The following is a 14,865-nucleotide window of genomic DNA, read 5'->3' on the forward strand; positions in this document are numbered from 1 at the left end:
GGAGGGAACGTGTCCGTTAACAGCGTGGCCCGGGCGGGCCACACGGCCGCGTCCGCGGGCGGGTCCGCAGCCCACCGAACCCGGAACAGCCGTGCGGTCGACGTCACCGCACGGCTCGGTTTCGCCGCCCGCGGGCTCGTCTACGTGCTGATCGGTGTCATTGCCGTTCAGATCGCCGTCGGCGGCTCGGGCGAGCAGGCGAACCGGCCGGGCGCGCTGCGCGAGATCGCGGACAAGCCGTTCGGTACGGCGCTCCTGGTTCTGGTCGCCGTCGGCTTCGCCGGCTATGCGCTGTGGCGGCTGCTGGAGGGAGCGGTCGGGCACCGTGACGAAAGCGACGAGAAGAAGCGCACAGCGCAGCGGGTGGTGTCGTTTCTGCGGGGCGTGATCTATCTGGCCATCACCGGCAGCACCATTGCCTTCCTCGCCTCGGGCGGTTCTGATTCCGGCGCGGGTGGTTCCGGCGAGCCCGCGCCGTACACCGCGCGGGTGATGGACCACACCGGCGGGCGTTGGCTGGTGGGCGCCGTCGGTCTGGTTGTCGTCGGCGTCGGCATCGGCATGTTGGTGAAGGGCGTGACGACGAAGTTCGAGGAGAAGCTGAAGCGCGGCGAGATGAGCCAGACGGTGCTCCGCGTGGCCCGTGTGATCGGCCGGGTGGGATACGTCGCTCGCGGGATCGTCTTCGGGCTCGCCGGTGTCTTCGTGGTCAAGGCGGCGATCGACTTCGATCCCAACGAGGCCAAGGGCTTCGACGGCACGCTGCGGACCATCGCCGACCAGACCTACGGCCAGGTGCTGCTGGTGTGCGCCGCCGTCGGCCTCGTCCTGTTCGGTGCCTACTCCTTTGTCGAGGCCCGCTACCGGCGCCTCTGACGCGGCCGCGGGCTCCGGCCTCCGATCCCGCCGGCCCTCGTGGTGGCCCTTTCACCCGGTCGCCTTCCGGACAAGTCCCGGTTCGGTGGAGAATCCCTGTGATCGGGTAGGCGGAAGCAGACACAGCGGGCAGGCCAGAGGAGTTGCAGGTGGACCGGACCACGCTGAGCGTGATCACCCCGGCGGGTCAGACGACGCTGACGGGCGACGCGCCATGCGTGGTCGGCCGCGGCCGAACGTCGGACATCGTCGTCAACGACGGTCGGGTCTCCCGCAGCCACCTGGTGCTGGAGCCGGTCGCCGGCGGCTGGCAGGTGCGGGACACCAGCGCCAACGGCCTGTGGCAGGAAGGCCGCCGGATGGGCGACACCACCCCCATCTCGGCGGAGCTGCGGTTCCGGCTCGGAGCCGCGGACGGTCCCGAGGTGGTCCTCACCCCCGCGGTGACGGTCAGCCCCGGCAGCGCCCCGCCAGCCCGGTCCGGCCCACCGCCGGGCGCCGCGTGGCCGGGCGGCGTGCCCGCCCCGGCCCAGGCGCCACCGCCCGGTCAGCCCGGTCAGCCCGGTTGGCCGGGTCAGTTCGGTCAGCCAGGTCAGGCGTGGCAGCCCGGTCAGGCCGGTCCCGCGGGTCCCGTACCGTCCGCGAGCCCGGCGCCCTACCCCGGCGCGGTTCCGGCCGCGGGTGGCGGTCGGGGGCAGACGGTGGCAGCAGGGCGGGTCCCGCCGGCAGCGCCCGCCGCTCCGGTCGGCCCGCCGGCCCCGATGCCGGGGCAGGCGCCGCCCGGGCCCGTGGCGGGCGGGAGCCCGTCCGGTACCGTGGGGGCTGGGCCGCCTCGTACCGGCTCACTGCCGATCGAGCCCCAGACCGCGCAGAGCGCGATCGTGCACGCCCGGCGCCGGGTGTACCCGCTGCGGGCCGGCACGATCCGGCTCGGGCGTTCCCGCGGCAACGACGTTCCTGTCGCCGACCTGCTTGCCTCCCGGCACCACGCCGAGCTGCTGATCAGCCAGTCCGGTGTCGAGATCGTCGACCTCGGCTCGGCCAACGGAACCTTCCTCAACGGCCAGCGGATCGGGCGCGCCCCGGTCGGCCAGCGTGACGTCATCGCCATCGGCCATCACCTCTACCAGCTCGAGGGCGACTCGCTGGTCGAGTACCTCGACTCCGGGGACGTCGCGTTCGAGGTGCAGGGCGTCTCCGTCTTCGCCGGCCCCAAGCAGCTCATGCACGACATGACCTTCCGACTGCCCGGCCGGTCGCTGCTGGGCGTGGTCGGCCCCAGCGGCGCCGGCAAGTCGACCCTGCTCAACGCACTGACCGGCTTCCGCCCCGCGGATGTCGGCTCGGTGCGCTACGCCGGTCGTGACCTGTACGCCGAGTACGACGAGCTGCGCCGCCGCATCGGGTACGTCCCGCAGGCCGACCCGCTGCACGCCCAGCTCACGGTGCGGGAGGCGCTGGAGTACGGGGCGGAGCTGCGGTTCCCGGCGGACACCACCGCCCCTGAGCGGCGGGCCCGGGTCGAGGAGGTCATCGGCGAGCTCGGGCTGACCGCCCATGCGGACACGGCCGTGAGCCGACTCTCCGGCGGGCAGAAGAAGCGGACATCGGTGGCCCTGGAGCTGCTGACCCGCCCGTCCCTGCTGTTCCTCGACGAGCCCACCTCCGGACTCGACCCGGCGAACGACCAGTCGGTGATGGAGACGCTGAAGGGGCTGGCCAAGGGCGGCGGTGCCGGGTCGGCGGACGAGGGCGGCCGCACGGTCATCGTCGTCACGCACAGCGTGCTGTTCCTCGACCTCTGCGACTACATCCTGGTTCTCGCCCCCGGCGGGCATGTCGCGTACTTCGGCCCGGCGGACAGCGCACTGCGCTTCTTCGGCAAGGAGGACTTCCGCGAGTTCGCCGCGGTGTTCCGCGACCTGGAGCGCATCCCCGGCACCGAACTCGCCGCCCGGTTCCGCGCCTCCGAGTACTACGTTCCCTCGGCCATCGTCGCGCCGGTCGTGCGCAAGGCACCCGCCGAGCTGCCCAGCGTGCGCCAGCAGCCGGTCAGCTCCCAGCTCGCGACGCTGACCCGAAGATATCTACGGGTCGTCCTGGCCGACCGCTCCTATCTGCGTCTCATCGCCGCGTTCCCGTTCCTGCTCGGCATCATCCCGCGGGTGATCCCCGCACCGGACGGGCTCGACGCGCTGCCGGACGCACCGAACCCGGACGCGATGAAGGTGCTCGTGGTCCTGGTGCTGTGCGCCTGCTTCATGGGCATGGCGAACTCGGTCCGCGAGATCGTCAAGGAACGGGACATCTACCGCCGAGAACGGACGATCGGCCTGTCCCGCGCCGCCTACCTCGGCTCGAAGATCATTGTGCTGACCGCCATCACCACGGTCCAGTGTGTGGTCTTCACCCTGATCGGGCTGGTCGGGCGGGAACCCGCTGGGGCCTCGGTGCTCGGGACGCCGCTGTTGGAATGTCTGGTCGCGGTGATCGTGGCGGCTCTGGCCTCCATGATGATCGGCCTGCTGGTCTCGACGCTCGTCGACAACGCCGACAAGACGATGCCCGTCCTGGTGCTTGTGACGATGGCGCAGCTCGTGCTTTCCAGCGGGCTGGTTTCGGTCGTCGGGCGTCCGGTGATGGAGCAGATCTCGTGGATCGCGCCGGCCCGCTGGGGCTTCGCCGCGTTGGGATCCACCGCCGACCTGAACGAGGTCTCCAAGCTGGGCAACGAGATTCTGCGGACGGACCCGGCGGACGGCCTGTGGGAGCACAGCGCGGGGATCTGGATCCTCGACGTGTTCATCGGTCTGCTCCTCGCCGGCGCCGCGCTGGCTCTCACCTCCGCGATGCTGCGCCGCATCGACCCGAAGGTGACCAGGTCGGCCGGGCCGCCCGCCCGGCGGTGACAGCGAGCGCCGGGTAGCCGCGCGAGCGGGGTCGCCAGCGCGGCGGTCAGGGCGCGGTCAGGGCGCAGGCCGCGCCGGGCCGCCGAGGCCCTGGCGGCGCAGGAGCTCGGCGGCCTCCTCGCACCAGAACGCGAGCCCGCAGAGCTGGTAGGTCCAGAACCCCTGGGTGAGGGCCGGCCGGTTCTTCTCGAACACGACGTGCCCGGAGACCTGCAGCGCCCAGCTCATCGCGAACAGCGGCAGGCCGGCCCTCGGCCGGGCGACGAGCAGCGGCAGGGATAAGACCACGCCGAGGATACCGAAGAGGTGGGTCGCCCGGATACCCCTGGTGGTGTGCTGGGAGCGGTAGAAGGCCATCTTCTCCGCGAAGGGCGCCGAGGCCGGGGGAGGTGCCGGCTGGGCCGCTGCCGTCGCCGCTCCCGCCCGGCCAGGAGTCGGGCCCGCGCCTGTGTCGACGATCGCCATCCGTGGCTCCTCCGTGTCCCGCGGACCCGTCGCGGACGGCGGATCCGTCCCGGACATCATGGGCCTGCCCGCGCCAGGACTCCAGCCCGTGATGTCCCGACTCAGCCGCGGGCCAGGGGGGCCGCTGGCGGCGACCGGTGACTGCTCTGCCTGTCGGCTGCGGCCGGCGTACCCGGCGACGGTGTCGCGGTCGGTGCGGTCGGTGCGGTTGGCGCTGCCGGTGCGGTCGGTGGGGCGGGCGTGGTCGGGTCCGCGGCCGTGGCCGTGCTGCCCGGTGGGGTGACGAGCGCGCGGAGCATGTCGAGCATCCGGCGTCGCAGGTCGTCGGCCGGTGGCGCCAGCCCCAGCAGGTCGGCCAGCCAGATTCCGTCGGCGGCCATCCGGACGACGGAGGCCGCGACCGGGTCGACCCGGTCCTGGACGAGCCGTTCCTGCCACGTCTCGTACCGCTCCCGTAATCGCTGCAGCTGCCCGGGCTCGGCGATCAGCGCAGCCAGGAAGCCGACCTCCGCGGTCACCTCTCCGGGTGCGGTGGTGCCCTCGGCGCCGACCTCGAGGTAGGCGCGCGCCCGGCTGCCGGGTCGGCCGTCGGCCGTGGCGCGGCCGGTGACCGCGGTGTCGAAGCCGTCATTCCACCGGTCGTGGAGCGCGTCGATGAGCGCCGCCCGGGTGGGGAAGTGGTGCAGCAGCCCGCCCTTGGAGACCGTGGCCTCGCGGGCCACGGCGTCCAGGCTCAACGGCTGGTCGCCGTGACGGGCGAGCACCCGCCAGGCCGCGTCGAGCAGCCGCTGTCGGGTAGCGGCCGGGTCCGAGGCTGGCACGACCGCCATTGTGCCCCACCCGCCAAGCAAACAGCGCTGGCCGTCCGCGACGGCACGAGGGTCGGCCCGGGTTGACCGACCGTCCGGACGGACGGTAGTAGTCGTGGGGACCAACCGGGCAGATGCCCGGACACCCGTCAGATCCGGGCCGAATGCCTGAGCAGGCGGCCCGGGACGGCGCCAACGGGGGCGGCACGGTGATGGGAAGTACGGCGCGGGGATCACCCGCCTCGCTGACACATGGCTCTCTCGGACGTCTCGTCGCGGCGCTGGGTGTCGCCACCCTGCTGCAGTGGAGCGGGGCCTTCGCCATCGCGCCGCTGCTCCCGCTCTACCTGGAGGACCGCGACGTCCCGGCCAGCAGCGTCGGCATCGTCATGGCCGCGTTCTTCGTCGGGTCGCTGCTTTCCCAGTACCCCGCCGGTGTCCTCACCGCGGGTCGGGGGCACCGGCCGGTCCTGGTGGGCGGCCTCGTTCTGTACGCCGTCGGCTGCGTCGGCCTGATCCTCTCCCCGGGGCTGCACACCGACGCCGTGGTGCGGGCGCTGCAGGGGGCCGGCGCCGGCGCCTTCGAGGTCGCGGTCCTCACCGCGGTCGCGGAGACGGTGCCGCCGGGTCTGACCGGACGAGCCGTCAGCGCCGTCTACACGGGCCAGACCGCGGGCATCGCGATCGGCCCGCTGCTGGGTGGCCTCGCCGGCGAACAGCGGATGGACCTGCTCTTCTTCGGCGCCGGGGTGGCCGCGGCGGTGGCCTCCATCCCGGCGCTCGTTCTGCTCCGCCCGGACGGCCACCCGCGGGCCCTCCCGCCACCCGGCCATGACGGTGAGCCGGCGCGCCCGCCGTCGCCGCCTCTCGGCACGCCCTCCTCCTCGCGGGCCTCCGGGGCGCGGCAGTCCGGGCGGACACCGGGCCGGCTCGGCGGCCTGGTGGGTCCGGGCGTCATCGGCCTGCTGTTGGTGGCGGCGGTCAACGGACTGGCGGTCGGGACCTACGAGACCTGCTGGAGCCTCCTGCTGGCCGACCGGGACGTCTCGACCGAGCTGATCGGGCTGAGCTTCACCCTCTTCGCCCTTCCGTACATCGTGTGTGCGATGCCGGCCGGCTGGCTCGCTGATCACAGCGACCGGCGTTGGCTGGTGACCGGTGCGACGGTCGCCACCGGCATCACCGTCGCCAGCTACTCGTTCATCGAGTCCTTCTGGCTCATCGTCATGGTCTGCTGCGCGGAGGCGATCGCGCTGGCGATCAGCTTCCCGTCCGCGCAGTCACTGCTGGCCCAGGAATGCGGTCCGCAGGGCGCCGGCCGGGCGCAGGGCCTGTTCACGACCACGCAGACTGCGTCCACGGCCGTCGCGGCGCTCGCCTCCGGGGCGCTCTACTCGGCGAACGTCCACCTCCCGTTTCTGCTCACCGCGGTCGCGGCGGCAGCGGTCGCGAGTGTGCTGCCCGTGCTGTGGCACCAGGTCCGCGGAGTTTCCGTCGTTCCGACGGACGTCGCCGGTTTCGCGGACAGTGTCCTTCACCGGGATGACGCCGCTGGCGTGGACGACCTCGCCGGCGTGGAAGCCGCCGCCGCGCGAGGCGCGGTGGGGGTCCTCACGGTTGTGCATGCACCCGTCGTTCCGGCGACGACGCCGCCGGGTGTGGGCATGCACCTTCCCGCGGCCCGCTCCCGTTCGGCAGGCCCGGTGCGGGAGGCTGGCGCGGTGCGCTGGCCGTTGCGTCTCCGGCCCGGCACGAAGGGCCGTTACGCTGGCCAGATGCGTGGTAGCGCCAGGAGTGTCCGGACGGTGGGCGGGTCCGCACGGCCGGAGGAGCACCGGTGACCGGCCAGCTCCTGCTCGCCGGAGTGGCGCTCGATCACCCGGTGATGAACGCGGCCGGCACCTGCAAGACCCTGCAGGATGTGGTCGCGCTTGCCCGCAGCTCGGTGGCGGCCGTCGTGGTCGGCTCCATCACCTGGGACGCCCGGGCCGGCAACAGCGGCGAGGTCTACTGGTCCGGCGACGGCTGCTCGCTCAACGCGCTCGGCCTGCCGAACCGCGGGGCGGACTACTACCGCGAGCAGCTCCCCGCCATGGTCGAGGCCGCGCACGCGCACGGCAAACCGCTGGTCGTGAGCGTGGCGGGCTTCGCCGCTGACGAGTACGCCCAGCTCGCCCAGCTCGCCGCCGCGGCGGGTGCGGACCTCGTCGAGCTCAACCTCGCCTGCCCGAACGTCTGGGACGGCGGGACGCAGAAACGTATCGCCTGTTTCGACCCGGGCCAGACCGACGCGATCTGCGCCGCTGTCGAGGGCGCGCTCGCGGCTCCGGCCAGCGGTCGTGAACGTCCCGCTCCGCCATACGGGGTGAAGATCTCGCCGTTCTCCGACCCCGAGGCACTGGCGGAGCTGGCGGCGCTGCTCGGTGGCCGGTCGCAGGGCCCCGGCGGGCCGCGGTTCGTCACGGCGGTCAACACGTTCCCCAACGCGCTCGTCCTCGACGACCGGCGCCGGCCGGTGCTGGACGTCGGACTGGCCGGCCTGAGCGGGGCGGCCCTGCGACCGGTCGGCCTCGGCCAGGTGCGCCAGCTGCGCCGGCTGCTGCCGGGGCAGGTGGATGTCGTCGGGGTGGGCGGTGTCCTGACCGGCCGTGACGTGGTCGACTACCTGGCCGCCGGCGCGCTGGCGGTGCAGAGCGCGACCGCGTTCTGGAACAGGGGAGAGGACCCGACCGTGTTCGGCGACATTCTCAGCGGCTGGATCGACGCGGGCGGCGCGGTGGAGACCGCTGCGCCTTCCGCGGTCTGAACCGGTCGTCCGCCGCGTACCGCAGCCCGGCCGGCAGGCCAGTCGGCCGGTCGGCCGTGGCGATGCCGTCAGCGCCGGTCAGCGCCGGTCAGTGCCGTTCGGGCAGCTCGATGACGACGTTGGTCGCCTTGACCGTGCCGACGGCGAGGACACCCGGTTCGAGGCCGAGCTCGTCCGCGGCCTCCCGGCTCATCAGTGAGACCACCCGGTGCCGGCCGGACTGGATCTCGACCTGGGCCATGACATCGTCACGGCGCACCCTGGTGACGATGCCGGGGAACCGGTTGCGGGCCGAGGCGCCGACGATGGCGGGAGAACTCAGCGGCAGCTCGCCTGCCATGTCGATGGCGAACTGCGCCAGTACGGCTCCTTCGACGGCCTGCCGCCCGGCGCCGTCGCGCACGGTGGGGAGGCGGCCGCCATCCGCCCACCGGCGCACCGTGTCGTCGCTGACGCCGAGCAGCCCGGCGACCTCGCTGATTCTGAAGGTCGACATGCCGGCACCATATCCGCCCGCAACACCACCCGCGTTCCACCGTGTCCGTGGCCGCTCCGCGGGGTCTGCCGTCCTGCGCCCACTGCGGCCTGTCCTGGCTGGTCAACGCGGGTCGGTGACCGTCGATGCGCGGATGTCGTGTGTGAACCGTCCGTGTCCCGTACGGCCCATGCGCGGGACTGTGCGATATCGGCTCGTATCGTGTTCGACGTGGAGGCGGAGCGCGGACGGAGACGTCCCGACTTCCCGGAGTTTGCCCGGGGGGGCCAGTCTGATGCATGAGGATTCGGAAACGCCGGTGACCCAGCAGGTCCACCGGCGACGCTCACCCGGGCAGCTGGAGGAGCAGGTGCTGGGTGTTCTGCACCGTTCTGGCGAGCTCTCGCCCGGTGAGGTGCGTGACCTGTTGCCCGATGTGGCCCGGCTTTCCTACAGCGCCGTGGTCACGACCCTTACCCGGCTTCACACCAAGGGTGTGGTCACGCGGCGCAGGCACGGCCGCGGCTACCTCTACTCGTCACCTGGCGATCCGGCCACCCTGGTCGCCTGGCGAATGAACCGCCTGCTCACCGGGCAGGCCGATCATCGGCGTGCCCTGACCCACTTCATCGCCGCGCTCTCACCGACCGACGAGGCACTCGTTCGTGACCTGCTCGCCTCCGCGCCCGTGGCGCCGGACGGTGGCGTGGTGCCGGGCCGCGGCGGCGAGGGAAGCGGCGCGGCACCCGACTTCGAACAGCACCGGTAAGGACACCTGTGGCCGTCGACCAGCTGCTCGTCTCGCTTGTGCTCGCTCCGGCGGCCGGCGCGGTCGCGTGCCGCATACTTGTCGACCTGCTGCCCCCCAAGGCAGCGGTCCTCGGGTTCACCGCGGCAGCCGGCCTGTTCGCCACGGCGGGCACGCTGAGCCTGTTCGTGTTCGGGATGCCGGCGGTGGCCGGTATCGCGGGCATCCTGGACGAGCCGGTGACGGCGGCGTCCTGGCCTGCCGCATCACTGCCCCGATGGCTGTCCTGGACGTGCCTGTTGCTGGGCGCGGTCGCGGTCCTGTCGGCCATGGTGACCGGCCGGTCGCAGCGTGGCTCGGTGCACGCGGCGCGGCGGGAAGCCTCGGCGCTGCCCGGCGGCACCGAGATCGTCGTGTTGCCGGATGGTCGCGCCGACGCGTTCGCGCTTCCCGGCCTCCCCGGGCGCATCGTGGTCACCGAAGGAATGCTCACGGCGGTCGGAGCGGGCCGGCAGCAGGCGTTGTTCGCGCACGAGCGTGCCCACCTGACCGGGCGGCACCACCTCTTCGCCTTCGCCGCCCGGCTCGCCGCGGCCGCGCTGCCCACCCTGCGACCGATGGTCACCCTGGTCGACTACGCCATCGAGCGCTGGGCGGATGAGCAGGCGGCGGAGGACGTCGGCGACCGCCACTCGGTGGCCCACGTCGTCGGCACCGCCGCGCTCGCCGCGACCGCGCAGGCCGTACCGGCCACGGAGGACGTGTCAGACGCGCCTGGCCATCCGGCACCGGGGCGCGGCGGGCGCCGGCGCGGGCCCCTGCTGCCCGGGCGCACGCGAGCGGCACGCCCGGCGAAGCTGAGAGCGGGCGCACCCGGCCGGGGCCCGAGGCCCGGGCCTGTACCGCGGCGGGTTGCGGCTTTGCTCGCAGCTCCGCAGCGGCGGAAGAGGCTGATGCTGGTCGCGCTGCCGGCGGCTCTCGCCGCGGCGTCCTGCGGAGTGGCCGTCGAGGCGCTGATGGACCTGCCCTACCGGCGGGTCTTCGATGCCGGCGACTCGTAGGGCCGGCGGTGGCGGTCAGCCGACGATGGTCACCGGCGTGCCGAGCGGGAGAAGGTCCACCAGGCGCAGCAGATCCTCGTTGCGCAGCCGGATGCATCCCAGGCTGACGTCCGAACCGACCAGGTCCGGGCGGTTGGTGCCGTGCAGCCCGATGATCCCCTCGGCCCCGTTGAACTCGGTGATCACATCGGAGAATCCGGACAGGCCATAGGCGAACGGTCCCCAGGGGCCACCTGGATCTGCCGGGCGCAACAGCTCGGTCAGGTAGAAGGTGCCGGCGGGGGTCGGCGTAGCGCCAGTGCCGATGCCGACCGGGAGCTTCGTGAGAACCGAACCGTCCCGGAAGACGGTCAGGCGGTGCTCGGAACGGTCAACCTGCAGCTCGAACGGCGTCGTCGTCATCCTGACGTCGGCCGTCCGGACCCAGCCGATGGTGTTGTTCGGCCGCACGGGAACCTTGACCCGCAGCCAGTCAGGCTGGCGTTCCTCGACACCGAGGACCAGCGGGACCCCGCGCGGGTTCGGGTTGGCCAGGGTCCACCCTGGCTGGGCATCGCCCCGGTTCCCGAAGACCGCCAGTCGAGGGACGTCCGCGTAGGCGACCCAGCTCCAGCCGGCCGGCAGCGCCAGACCCGGATCGTCACCCGTGGGCACGCCGGCGGGGGAGGCGCTCGGGCCCGGTCGCGGATCAGGGCTCGGGCCACGGTCGGAGCCGTCCCCCGGCCCTCCGCAACCGCCCAGCAGGGCACCGACCAGCACCAGCGCACCGACCAGCACCAGTGCCCCGGCCGGCCCCATCCTCCGCGCCAGCGCCCGCCTGCGAGGTGGCAGCCCGCCGGGGACGATGCCGGGCGGCCGCCCCGTATCCGCACCCGGCGCCCGCCCGCGCTGGCACGGGGAGCGGGGAACCGAGCCCTGAAACCGGTCCACGGTCATGCCACCCCCGAGGCGTGCCCGGCGCGCCCCGCCTACCTACGGTCACGCTCGTTACTCAGGGTAGCCGTTGGAGGTGCTCGATCATGCGCAGGCCGCCACGGCGCGTACGGCTCCCGGCCGACGCCCGAGTCACTGCGCTAGCGCAGGCAGGCCAGCACCCGGTAGGCGTTCGACCGCCGGTCGCCCGTCATGTAGCGGCGGCTGGCGGCATCCCAGGCGACCGCCGCCGGCATCGCCGCCCCCATGGCCACTCCCGTGAGCACCCGTCGGGCGCGAGCCACCGCGGGGTTCGCGACCTCCTGCCAGGGCAGCGCCGGGGACGGAGCGGCCCGCTGCCACGCTCCCCACAGGGCGATCGGCGCGTCGCCACCCTGGTGCGCCCCGCCGAAGCAGACGTCGAGGACCTTGAGGCCCGCCTCGTCGAGAGCGTGGACCAGGTTGTCGGCCGGAATGAGGTGCTGGTGCTGGGGCACGAACCAGCCTGGCCAGTACGCGCCGAACCAGCGGCCGGCGGGGCACTGCGGGTTCGGTACCTCGATGATCAGGTGCCCGCCCGGCGCGAGGGTGCGCGCGGCCGCGTGCAGCTCCTCCCGCGGGTCCCGGGTGTGCTCCAGGTAGTGGAACATGCTGACGACGTCGTAACGGCCGCTCAGCTCCGCGGCCAGGTCCGGCAGGCGGCCCTGGTGCACATGATCGACCCAGCCGCGGCGCCCGGCCAGGTTGATGCTCTCGCCGATGTCCAGGCCGTCGAAGGAGGTCCCCGGCCAGACCTCGCGCGCGGCCGCGCAGAAGTGGCCGAAGCCGCCGCCGACGTCGAGCCAGCGCCGCGGCGCGGGGATGTCGAGGCGGGCCCGGGCCAGGTAGATGTCGGTGTTGCGGCGGAACAGCTCCTCGATCAGCGCCGCGCCGAGGCCGGAGTAGACGTCGCGGTAGTAGAACTCGAGCCCCTCGAGGGTCAGCCGCGGGTTCTGGAACAGGTGGCCGCAGTCGCCGCACCGGTCGTACCGGAAGACTCCCGGCTTGGCCTGCACGGAATCCGACCCGGTCAGAGCGAGGGAAAGGTCGGTGCCGCCGCACCAGGGGCACGCCGCGGACGGAGCCTCCAGGAACCGGTCGACGCCGGTGGCGAGATCGGCGCGGTACTGGTGCCGCTTCGCCGCCAGCGCGGCGGGATCGGTGGCCGGTGGCCCCGGCCGCGGCGCGCTGGCCGCCGTGAGCGGCGAAGTGAGGAAGCGGGCCATCGGCTGCCGGCGGGTGAGCGGGCTGCGCAGGAGTTCCGGCGCCGGGACGCGGATCCGCCCCGCACCGACCACCGCCGGCTGCAGCCAGGAGAGCAGTGCGGCGCCGAGAGCCCAGGCCGGGGCAGCGGTCGCGCCGGCGCCGACGGCCAGATCCCGCACGAGCGGAAGGAACGGCAGCGCTGGGTCCCAGGGCAGGGCGGCGAACTGGACAGCGATCCGGTCCCGCCCGTTCCGGGGTGTCGCCTTGCCGGACCGCGGCGCGTCGTCCTGCGTGGTGCCGCCCTGCGCCCTGCCGCCCTGTGCGGGTGCGGCGGCAAGCCCCGGCAGGATCGCCACGCCGGTCGCCGCCGGTGCGTGCAGTTTCAGCGTGGTCGTCGCGGCGGCGAGCTCCGCGCGGTCGGGCCGGGCGAGAGCCAGGCCGGAGCGGTCGAGCACCTCCTGGTCGACCAGCAGCGCGTGGTAGGCGCCTCGCCCCGGGGCGAGGCGCTGCGTCCGGTACTGCTCGGGATCGACCATGCGGGCCAGATCCAGCAACTCGTGCGCCGCCATCGTGGACGGCACCAGGTCCAGGACGGTGAGACCCTCCCGCCGCGCGTAGGCGCTCGCCGCCCGCCGCTGTGCCTCGTCAAGGTGGACGCCCTCGGCGAGCAGGAACCGGTGCGAGGGATGCACGGGTCGCCCGGCGGGCCCGATCACGGGCAGCGCCCGGACCCGGGCGCGCAGCCGCAGACCATTGGCACCGATGCCGACGCAGGCCGCGATCGGCAACCACGCGCGGCGGATGCTGGGTTTTTCCGTCATGACGCCTCCTGGACGAAAGACCGACGGGATCAGCCTGACCGGCACGGTATGCCTGCACCGCGACGGTTCGCGCGGGCCCCACCGCGAGGACGTAATGAGTGGCGTGGATACCGTTCGCACCGGTATCCGAACCGGCGGCGGGCAGGAGGTGGAATGTGCGGCGTATACGGCCTGCGGGCCTGGTCATCGTGGTCGTGGCAGCTGTGCTGGCCGGGATCACACTGTTCGCTGTGGTCAATCGGGGGCGCGGTTCTGATGACGTCGCCTCCGATCGCCTCGGGCCGTCGGCCGGCGCGGATTCCAGGGCCCCGGAGACCTCCGGCGCCGGTCAGCCGGGCCGCGAGCGCCCTGGCGACGGAACGCCGACCGGTCAGGCCGCCGACCGCGGTGCCCTCGCCGCGGGCGGCCCGGGGGGCCTTCCGGTCGAGGCGTCCCCCGAGGAGAGCCGCTGGGTCGAGGCCACCCTCGCCGGGCTGTCGCTGGAGCAGCGCGTCGGTCAAATGATCATGGGCTACGTGTTCGGGACCTCCGGATCGGACCGGGACCCGACCGCGATGGCCGGCAACCGGCGAACCTCCGGTGTCGCCACGGCGGCCGAGGCAGTCGCCGCCCACAGCCTGGGCGGGGTGATCTACTTCGACGCCGGCGGGACAGGCCCGGGCGCCCTGCCGGACAACATAGTCGACCCGGCCCAGGTCACAGGCCTGTCTGCCGACCTGCGCGCCGCGGCCGCAGTGCCCCTGCTGATCGCCACGGACCAGGAACAGGGTCCGGTCCTGCGGGTCCGTGACGGCGTGACCCTGCTGCCCAGCCAGATGGCCCAGGGCGCCACGGGTCGTCCGGACGACGCCCGTGAGGCGGCGCGCATCACCGGCACCGACCTGCGTGCCCTCGGCATCAACGTCAACTTCGCGCCGGACGCGGACGTCAACAGCGACCCCGCGAACCCGGTGATCGGCGAACGGTCGTTCGGTGACGACCCCGGCGCCGTCGGGAGGTTCACCGCGGCCGCCATCAACGGATACCGCCAGGCCGGCGTGGCGGCGGCCGCGAAGCACTTCCCCGGCCACGGCGCCACGTCGGTGGACAGCCATGTCGCGCTGCCGACGATCACCCGCGACCGCGCGGCCCTGGACGCCGTCGACCTGCCGCCCTTCCGCGCCGCGATCGCCGCCGACACCCCCATGGTCATGATCGGCCACCTGAACGTCCCCGCGCTCGACCGTGATGCCCCCGCGCCGCTGTCCCGGGCGGTGGTCGACGGCCTGCTCCGTCACGATCTCGGCTACGACGGCATCATCATCACCGACGCGCTCAACATGGCCGCGATCACCGACCACAACTCTCCGGCCACGGCGGCCGTGCGAGCCATCCAGGCCGGCGTGGACATGCTGTTGATGCCGCCGGACGTCGTCCAGGCCCGCGACGCCGTGGTCTCCGCCGTGCGCTCCGGCGCGGTCACCCCCGATCGCGTCGACGCCTCCGTACGCCGCCTGCTGCGCCTCAAGTGGCGGCTGGCCCACAGCACCCCCACCGCCCCCGGCACCCCACAGGCTCGCACCGCGGCCGCCGAGGCGATCGCCGCCCGAGCAATCACCCTGCTCGACCAGCCGGCCTGCGACCTGCTGCCCCTCGCCTAGACACCTCTGACGACTCCCACCCACGCACCACTGCAGCGCCACGTAGACCACCGACCACGCAATACAAAAAACATACAAGCACCACCACCTCCCCCAAC

Annotated in this window: 12 protein-coding genes; 7 read left to right on the forward strand and 5 right to left on the reverse strand. The window is 73.3% G+C overall.

Annotation, left to right across the window (positions count from 1 at the left end; translation table 11 throughout):
- The first annotated feature begins 9 nt into the window (after nt 1-9).
- The gene (locus tag AB1460_RS17940; protein ID WP_368962661.1) at nt 10-876 is read left to right on the forward strand and encodes a DUF1206 domain-containing protein; all 867 of its coding nucleotides are present in this window, start codon (nt 10-12) and stop codon (nt 874-876) included.
- A 149-nt stretch (nt 877-1,025) separates the two neighbouring features.
- Nucleotides 1,026-3,785: an ATP-binding cassette domain-containing protein gene (locus tag AB1460_RS17945; protein ID WP_368962663.1), complete on the forward strand. Its 2,760-nt coding sequence runs from the start codon at nt 1,026-1,028 to the stop codon at nt 3,783-3,785.
- A gap of 57 nt (nt 3,786-3,842) precedes the next feature.
- On the opposite strand, the gene AB1460_RS17950 is transcribed toward AB1460_RS17945, so the two are convergent.
- Entirely contained in the window at nt 3,843-4,250 is a 408-nt protein-coding gene (locus tag AB1460_RS17950; protein ID WP_368962664.1) for a DUF962 domain-containing protein, read from the reverse strand.
- Nucleotides 4,251-4,351: 101 nt separating this feature from the next.
- Nucleotides 4,352-5,080, reverse strand: coding sequence for a TetR/AcrR family transcriptional regulator (locus AB1460_RS17955; RefSeq protein WP_368962666.1), 729 nt, complete (start codon nt 5,078-5,080; stop codon nt 4,352-4,354).
- A 143-nt stretch (nt 5,081-5,223) separates the two neighbouring features.
- On the opposite strand from AB1460_RS17955, the gene AB1460_RS17960 reads away from it, so the two are divergent.
- Nucleotides 5,224-6,900, forward strand: coding sequence for an MFS transporter (locus AB1460_RS17960; protein WP_368962667.1), 1,677 nt, complete (start codon nt 5,224-5,226; stop codon nt 6,898-6,900).
- Nucleotides 6,897-7,865 (forward strand): dihydroorotate dehydrogenase, encoded by a 969-nt coding sequence (locus AB1460_RS17965; RefSeq protein ID WP_368962668.1) that lies wholly within the window; start codon nt 6,897-6,899, stop codon nt 7,863-7,865. Before AB1460_RS17960 ends, AB1460_RS17965 begins: the two co-directional genes overlap by 4 nt.
- Before the next feature lie 88 nt (nt 7,866-7,953).
- Here AB1460_RS17965 and AB1460_RS17970 read toward each other — a convergent pair whose 3' ends face one another.
- Entirely contained in the window at nt 7,954-8,361 is a 408-nt protein-coding gene (locus tag AB1460_RS17970; protein ID WP_071084577.1) for a TOBE domain-containing protein, read from the reverse strand.
- A gap of 298 nt (nt 8,362-8,659) precedes the next feature.
- On the opposite strand from AB1460_RS17970, the gene AB1460_RS17975 reads away from it, so the two are divergent.
- Nucleotides 8,660-9,109 (forward strand): BlaI/MecI/CopY family transcriptional regulator, encoded by a 450-nt coding sequence (locus tag AB1460_RS17975; RefSeq protein ID WP_368962670.1) that lies wholly within the window; start codon nt 8,660-8,662, stop codon nt 9,107-9,109.
- A gap of 8 nt (nt 9,110-9,117) precedes the next feature.
- The gene (locus AB1460_RS17980) at nt 9,118-10,149 is read left to right on the forward strand and encodes a M48 family metalloprotease (protein ID WP_368962672.1); all 1,032 of its coding nucleotides are present in this window, start codon (nt 9,118-9,120) and stop codon (nt 10,147-10,149) included.
- A gap of 15 nt (nt 10,150-10,164) precedes the next feature.
- Here the strand turns inward: AB1460_RS17980 and AB1460_RS17985 are convergent, their stop codons facing one another.
- Nucleotides 10,165-11,085: a L,D-transpeptidase gene (locus AB1460_RS17985; protein ID WP_368962674.1), complete on the reverse strand. Its 921-nt coding sequence runs from the start codon at nt 11,083-11,085 to the stop codon at nt 10,165-10,167.
- A gap of 137 nt (nt 11,086-11,222) precedes the next feature.
- Nucleotides 11,223-13,127 (reverse strand): class I SAM-dependent methyltransferase, encoded by a 1,905-nt coding sequence (locus tag AB1460_RS17990; RefSeq protein ID WP_368962675.1) that lies wholly within the window; start codon nt 13,125-13,127, stop codon nt 11,223-11,225.
- 155 nt (nt 13,128-13,282) lie between these two features.
- Here AB1460_RS17990 and AB1460_RS17995 point away from each other — a divergent pair, with 155 nt between their 5' ends.
- Complete coding sequence (locus AB1460_RS17995; RefSeq protein WP_368962677.1) at nt 13,283-14,767, forward strand: glycoside hydrolase family 3 protein; 1,485 nt, start codon at nt 13,283-13,285, stop codon at nt 14,765-14,767.
- Nucleotides 14,768-14,865 lie beyond the last annotated feature (98 nt).

The sequence above is a fragment of the Parafrankia sp. FMc2 genome (genome assembly GCF_041008525.1).
Classification (GTDB): domain Bacteria; phylum Actinomycetota; class Actinomycetes; order Frankiales; family Frankiaceae; genus Parafrankia.

Bases quoted from the DNA above. Each gene is read 5' to 3' on its own strand.
- AB1460_RS17950 (WP_368962664.1), bottom strand. From the start codon at position 4,250: ATGGCGATCGTCGACACAGGCGCGGGCCCGACTCCTGGCCGGGCGGGA.
- AB1460_RS17955 (WP_368962666.1), bottom strand. From the start codon at position 5,080: ATGGCGGTCGTGCCAGCCTCGGACCCGGCCGCTACCCGACAGCGGCTG.
- AB1460_RS17960 (WP_368962667.1), top strand. From the start codon at position 5,224: ATGCCTGAGCAGGCGGCCCGGGACGGCGCCAACGGGGGCGGCACGGTG.
- AB1460_RS17970 (WP_071084577.1), bottom strand. From the start codon at position 8,361: ATGTCGACCTTCAGAATCAGCGAGGTCGCCGGGCTGCTCGGCGTCAGC.
- AB1460_RS17985 (WP_368962674.1), bottom strand. From the start codon at position 11,085: ATGACCGTGGACCGGTTTCAGGGCTCGGTTCCCCGCTCCCCGTGCCAG.
- AB1460_RS17990 (WP_368962675.1), bottom strand. From the start codon at position 13,127: ATGACGGAAAAACCCAGCATCCGCCGCGCGTGGTTGCCGATCGCGGCC.